Below are 4,207 nucleotides of genomic sequence, written 5' to 3'. Positions count from 1 at the left end.
GCTGGCCGGCGTTGCCACCCTCAGCCCCGCCGAGGACTACGCGCCGCCCGGCGGCTTCACCAAGGGCAGCGAGCGCCCCTGGTCCTACACGCCGCTGAACACGCAAGTCGCCACGCCGGCCACCAAGGCCAWGGCCTGGGTGCGCCAGCCGCTGGACGCCTTCGTGCTGGCCAAGCTCGAGGCCCAAGGCATCGCCCCCTCGCCCGAGGCCGACCGCCACGCCTATATCCGCCGCGCCACGCTCGACGCCTGGGGCATCCTGCCCACGCCCGAGGAGGTCAACGCCTTCGTCGCCGACAAGTCGCCCAAGGCGCATGAAAAGCTCGTCGAGCGCCTGCTGGCCTCGCCGCGCTACGGCGAGCGCCAGGCGCGCCGCTGGCTGGACCTGAGCCGCTATGCCGACAGCGATGGCTACAACACCGACGGCACGCGTCCCAACATCTGGCGCTACCGCGACTACGTCGTCAACGCCTTCAACGCCGACAAGCCCTTCGACCGCTTCGTCAAGGAACAGATCGCTGGCGACGAACTCTGGCCCGAGCGCACCGAGGCCCTGATCGCCACCGGCTTCCTGCGCAACCTGCCCGACGAGATCAACGCCCGCGACCTGAACCTGAAGAAGCAGGAGGTCGCCAACGACCTGACCGACACGGTCTCGGCCGTCTTCCTGGGCACGACGCTGGGCTGCGCCCAGTGCCACGACCACAAGACCGAGAAGATCACGCAGAAGGAGTACTACGAGTTCCAGGCCTTTTTCGCCAACACCAGCTGGAAGGACGATGTCTCGCCGCTGACGGGCAAGGCCAAGGCCGACTACGACGCCCAGCTGGCCAAGTGGGAAGACGCGACCAAGGACATCCGCGAACAGCGCGACGCGCTGCTCAAGCCCATCATCGAGAAGCTCGAGACCGATCGCCTGTCGGGCTTCGTGCCGGCCACGCGCGAGTCCATCAACAAGCCGGCATCGGAGCGCAATGCCTACGACCGCTGGATCTACCACCGCAACCTGTGGACCCTGTCGGGCCGCACGCGCAACGCCGAGAACCAGCTCAAGACCAAGGACAAGGAGGCCTACGCCAAGTACGAGGTGCTGACGGCGCAGCTGAAGAAGTTCGACGCCCTCAAGCCCAAGGATCCGGGCAATGTCTCCACCATAGTCGAGCTGGGCAACGACGCACCGCCCACCAAGGTCCTCTTCAAGGGCATCTACGACCGACCGCTGCAGGAGGTGCAGCCCGGCCTGCCCGCCCTGTTGACCGACGCCTCGCTGAAGATTGCGCCGACGGCCACGTCGTCGGGCCGCCGCACGGCCCTGGCCAATTGGCTGGTCAGCCCCGACAACGGCCTGACCGTCCGCGTCTTCGTCAACCGCCAATGGGCCCAGTTCTTCGGCCGCGGCATCGTCGAGACCAGCGCCGACTTCGGCAAGACCGGCACCAAGCCCACCCACCCCGAGCTGCTCGACAAGCTTTCGGCCGACTTCGTCAAGAACGGCTGGAGCGTGAAGACGCTGCACAAGCAGATCCTGCTGTCCAGCACCTACCGGCAGGCCAGCCAGGCTCGTGAGGTCAAGCAGGACCCGGACAACAAGCTGCTGTGGGCCTTCCCGCGCCAACGCCTGGAGGCCGAGCAATTGCGCGACTCGCTGCTGGCCGCCTCCGGCCTGCTGGAGGAGAAGCGCGGCGGCCCGTCGGTCTACCCGCCCATCCCGCCCAACTTCGACATCGGCGGCCAGCGCAACCGCTGGCAGACGTCCGAGGACCCGCGCGACCACAACCGCCGCAGCCTCTACGTCTTCGTGCTGCGCAACTCGCCCTATCCGCTGCTGGAGACCTTCGATTGGGCCAACCCACAGTCCCCTCACTTCAAGCGCGACGTGACGACGACGGCGCCACAGGCCCTGGCCCTGGTCAACAGCGACCTCGTGCTGGGCTGGAGCCAGGCTCTGGCCGGCCGTGTCATCCAGGAGGCGCCTGCAGGTGAGTCCGCGCAGATCGACCGCGTCTACGAGATCCTGTTCTCGCGCAAGCCCACGGCCGCGGAGAAGACGAAGCTGGTCGCCTTTCTGAACGCCCAGGAAGCCCTGCAGACGGCCCAGGCCGGCGAGGTCAAGAAGCCGCATCTGCCCGAGGGCTGGGGCGTCGATCCCAATCTGGCCAGGCAGATCGACGGCTTCTACAAGGCGGCCTACAAGCGCGAGCCCGACCGCTACGAGCGCACCGCCTTCCTGACTTATCTGGATCAGCAGGCTGCCAAGCGCAAGAAGGGCGATGGCGGCGATGAGTCGGCGGATGACGGCGGCGCCACGACCGTGGTCGCAGCCGCGCCAACAAGCCCCACCAAGGGCGCCAGCAAGGCCCGCGCCGCCGCCTTCGTCGACCTGGTCCACACGCTGGTCAACACCAACGAATTCACCTATCGCTTCTAAAGAGGTCAGCCCATGAGCCACTCTCACGATCATTCCCGCCGTCACTTCCTCGGCCACGCCGGTGCCGCCACCTTCGCCGCTTTCGGCGCGGGCAGCTTCGGCGGCATCTCATCCGCCTTCGCCAGCGAACTCTTCGACCCGACGCTGCCGCGCCAGCCCCACCACCCGGCCAAGGCCAAGGCCGTCATCTGGCTGCACATGGCCGGCGCGCCCAGCACGCTGGACCTGTTCGACCACAAGCCCGAACTGATCAAGCTGGCCGGCACACCGCTGCCCGACAGCTTCGGCAAGGACCTGAAGACGGCCACCGACGGCGGCGTGGGCAACCTCTACGCCAGCAAGCGCACCTGGAAGCAGCATGGCGAAAGCGGTGCCTGGGTGTCGGACCTGCTGCCCCACATCGCCAAGCAGGCCGACGACATCGCCTTCCTGAAGGGCAGCAAGACCGAGGGCAGCACCCACGTCATCGCGTCGCTGAAGCTGCACACCGCCGGCCTGGTGCCTGGCCGCCCGGCCCTGGGCTCGTGGGTGCAGTACGGCCTGGGTTCGGCCAACCCCGACCTGCCGGCCTTCGTCGTGCTGCCCACGGGCGTGGGCTCAGCCGGCGGCGGCCGCGGCGCCGTCATCTGGAGCAGCGGCTTCCTGCCTGCGGCCCTGCAGGGCACGCCCTTTCGCAAGGGCGACTCGCCCATCCTGCACCTGGCGCGCCCCGAAGGCATCACCGAGAAGGAACAACGCGCCCAGCTCGACCTGCTGCGCGCCTTGAACGGCGAGCATGCCGAGCGCTACCCCGGCGACACCGAGCTGATCGCCCGCGCCAAGAGCTACGACCTGGCCTACCGCATGCAGGTCTCGGCGCCGGAGGCCRTCGACCTGGCCAAGGAAACCGCGRCCACGAAGACGGCCTACGGCATCGGCACCAAGGAGACCGACGAGTACGGCACGGCCCTGCTGCGCGCCCGCCGCCTGGTGGAGCGCGGCGTGCGCTTCATCCACGTCATCTCGGGCGCGCCGGACAACAGCGTGGACAGCTGGGACGCCCACAACAACCTCGAGAAGAACCACGCGGTGATGTGCAAGCAGGTGGACCAACCGGTGGGCGCGCTGCTGGCGGACCTGAAGGCGCGGGGGCTGCTGGAGACGACGCTGGTGGTCTGGGCGTCGGAGTTCGGGCGCACGCCGTATGGGCAGTCAGGCAACGGGCGGGATCACAACCCCTGGGGCTACACGCAGTGGATTGCTGGTGGTGGTATCAAGCCGGGGACGTATGGCGGCACCGATGAGATCGGGCTGCGCGCGGAGACCGGGGTGATCGATACGTATGACCTGCAGGCGACGCTGCTGCATCAGCTGGGGCTGAACCACAAGAAGCTGGTGTTTGCGCATCAAGGGCGGGCGGAGAAGGCGACCACCGTGTTTGGGGATGTGATCAAGGAGATCTTGGCTTAGTCTGGTTTGGCGTGTATTGCTGCTCACCGGTGCATTGCCGGGAGTCCGTCCCGGCGGCCGGGTAACTTTCTTCTGCGGGGCCAGAAGAAAGTCACCAAAGAAGAGGCCCTGAACCGCACTCGTTCGCCACGCCACCATCAACGGCGCGCGAAAACGCCCACCTGCACCGCGCCCCGACGCGATCCGCTGCGCTCTCGCTGCTGTCCCTATGACGAGCACCAAACATCGCCACATCCCGCSCGTTAAGCGGACAGGTGGTGCGGTGGATGCCATTGGTGACAAGGACAGCAGCGAGAGCGCAGCGGGTCGCGTGAAGGCGCCGTCCAGTTC

Annotated in this window: 2 protein-coding genes; both read left to right on the top strand. The window is 67.6% G+C overall.

Annotation, left to right across the window (positions count from 1 at the left end; all coding sequences use genetic code 11):
* Positions 1-2,428: DUF1549 and DUF1553 domain-containing protein (locus ACXJKR_RS25960; RefSeq protein ID WP_457325258.1), on the top strand; the 2,428-nt coding region annotated here is incomplete at its 5' end.
* 12 nt (positions 2,429-2,440) lie between these two features.
* A complete protein-coding gene (locus ACXJKR_RS25955; protein ID WP_457325257.1) occupies positions 2,441-3,877 on the top strand; it encodes a DUF1501 domain-containing protein in 1,437 nt (478 codons plus the stop codon).
* Positions 3,878-4,207 lie beyond the last annotated feature (330 nt).

Source organism: Roseateles sp. P5_E11, from assembly GCF_054049355.1.
The sequence above is the reverse complement of the archived record's forward strand: the minus strand, read 5'-3'. Positions and strand labels throughout refer to the sequence as shown.